Source organism: Mycobacterium sp. (genome assembly GCF_047975165.1).
Taxonomy (GTDB): domain Bacteria; phylum Actinomycetota; class Actinomycetes; order Mycobacteriales; family Mycobacteriaceae; genus Mycobacterium.
Map to the genome: position 1 here is coordinate 1 of NZ_JBKECZ010000084.1, position 2516 is coordinate 2516.

The window sequence follows — 2516 nt, forward strand, 5'->3', positions numbered from 1 at the left end:
GTAAGCAATTTTGGTTATAATGTATGCGACTACGAATTACCTAATGAGTAGGAGCATACATTATAACAACCAATTAGCTATTACTGACGAATATTGATTGGTAGAGAATCATAATGAATGAGTGCTTAGCACTATTCAATTAGTTTAGTCTTTGTGGATAGTGGTATGTCAAGTGAGAGAGAATTATGTATTTAAAGAAATATGATTTAGATAGAGAGTAAGAGCTAAAAGTCATCCAGTATATCAATGAAGTATGATCCATGGGTAAATGAATTATTAAGCAAAGCACCTTTAGGGATGATATGAAAGGTATAGATGCAACTGGATTCGAGATTAATTCAAGTAAGGAGAATAATAGACTGTTTATCCAGATAAAGAGTGATAGTTGACTCAAGATAGATAACATGCAGAAGATAGAATATCTATACAGAGTGACTAGAGAGATGATCAATAAAGATAAAGGTGCATCAAGAAGACTAGTATTGTGATCACACAAATATAATAAGCTTTGAAATTATTCGATTGATAAACTATTAGCTAAACTTAAGAAAGAGATATAAAAAAACCACCAAGATTATTCCTGGTGGTTTTTCCTACCTAAAAGCATTTCTGCTTATTTATAAGTGTTATAGACAACTATATTATAGCACTCTTTATTAAAAGTTATCCACAATTTTAATAAAAGTTATCCACAATGAGTTTTACTAGTTATTACTTCGAAAGAAGTAAAAGCAAAACTCTCTCTCCCTTTATTCCGGGTTTCTCTTTCCTTTAGTTTTCTTTGTTGTATAGGAAAGCCCCCCCTACCCCCCAGACGAATATGTGTCTTAACTTGATGGAGTAGAGATTGGCTTCCTGTACTAGAAGAATCCTAAAGGTTAGATCCACCCGGTATTCTCCCATAGATTCCGGTGTTCTTGCTTATGCAAGTATCTCTTACTGAATCTCCCATATCCAGTACCTTCTGTATTTCTTTGAGTATAGGCTGTTGCCCCCCCTGTATAACAAAGTGAGCAGTCTATAACACTTTGTCAATATAAGTCTATCACACTTTTTAGATCCATCCCTAGAGTTGTAATTCCTTTGAATAAGCACTTTATTACACATTTCAACACTCTTTTTTGATTTGATAAGTTATCCATAGGAGCAAAAGAAAACCCATAGAATGCTCTCTATGGGTGTGTAAAAGGTAATTAAATCTCTTTGTGTTGTTTGTTCTTCAATATTAATTACTGTTCTTTATTGTTTGTATAATTTTTTTGAATTTAGTATTGACAATGTTTAGATCATTAGTCATCCATTAGCTTCATAATCTTTATATGATAGATTAGTGATGCTAATGTACATAGAGTTAATACTAACCCTAGTGTGCTAATGAATATCATTGCTAATAGGAATGTAATCATTTGTGTCTATTTGTCCTTTAGGTAGTAATTGTATTGTTATGCAGTTTGAATTCTATCAATCTGCTAAGTTGTCTTTTGAACTTACTCCAGAGATTGTAATTTTAGTTCTTATGCTAAATACTCCAGATTGAATTGATTTAATAAACTCTTGTGCGCTTTCTAGGTCACAAGCAACATATCTGAATTCTCATTCTTCTCCCGCTGTCTCTCTTGATCATACTGTGAATATATCTTGTTGTGTTGGTTCTATTCCATCCAACTCTTTAAAATCTTTATTTGTCATTTGTTTTTACTTTTTGGCCTTTCTGTATTCTTCTTTGCATTCATGCCTTAGATCATTATATTTGTTTTTGTATTCGTCTAATAGTTCAGTTAGCACTGACAATATTTCTTCAGCTTCTTCTTTCACTAACTCTATCTTTGAAGTATTTTTTATTAAACGTATAGTAAATCATATATGATCTAGTTTCTTAATCTTTTCAAGCGTTGAATCTCTTTCTTCTTCTAGATTAGTTTTCTTCTTCATAATAGGTAATTCTTCCTTTTTTGTAATTTAAATGTTTTTATGTTTTTCTAGCATTACTTTCAATCTTTGAAGTCTTTGATTTCTAAATCTTAATCTTCTTGAAAGAAATCATTGTCAATCTAATGCAACTGGTTCTAAAGGATTTCTTTTCAATGCCTTTTCAGCTCATCTTAAATTAGGCGTACCTAGTTTTATCATTATCTCTTCTCTTTCAATTTCATCTTCTAGGAATTTAATCAATGCTTCATTCATTTTAATCCACTTTCTTTAATTGATCTTTCAAAGTTGCAAGTTCCATTCTTATATTGTTGAATTTCTTCTTTAATCCATGATATCTATTTTCTCAATGAATTTCTTTTGGTAGCATATCAATTCTCTTATTGATATCTTTGTGATCTAGTTCATTTCCTTCTAGATCATATGAAGTTCCATCTGCTTCATATTCGATTGTTATTTCTTCTGTATAAGCTTTACCTTTTGTAATCTTAGTTATCTTTCCATTCAATGAATGATCTTCTAGTCTTTCATTGTCTGCATGTTGATATTCTTTATGTGAACTATGATGTACTCAATAACATTCAGTA

General features: G+C 30.9%; 1 protein-coding gene. It reads right to left on the bottom strand.

Annotated features, from left to right (window positions below):
- Positions 1–2275: 2275 nt before the first annotated feature.
- Positions 2276–2437, bottom strand: a complete 162-nt coding sequence (locus ACK5M9_RS08395) for a hypothetical protein (RefSeq protein ID WP_416892712.1) — start codon at positions 2435–2437, stop codon at positions 2276–2278.
- Positions 2438–2516 lie beyond the last annotated feature (79 nt).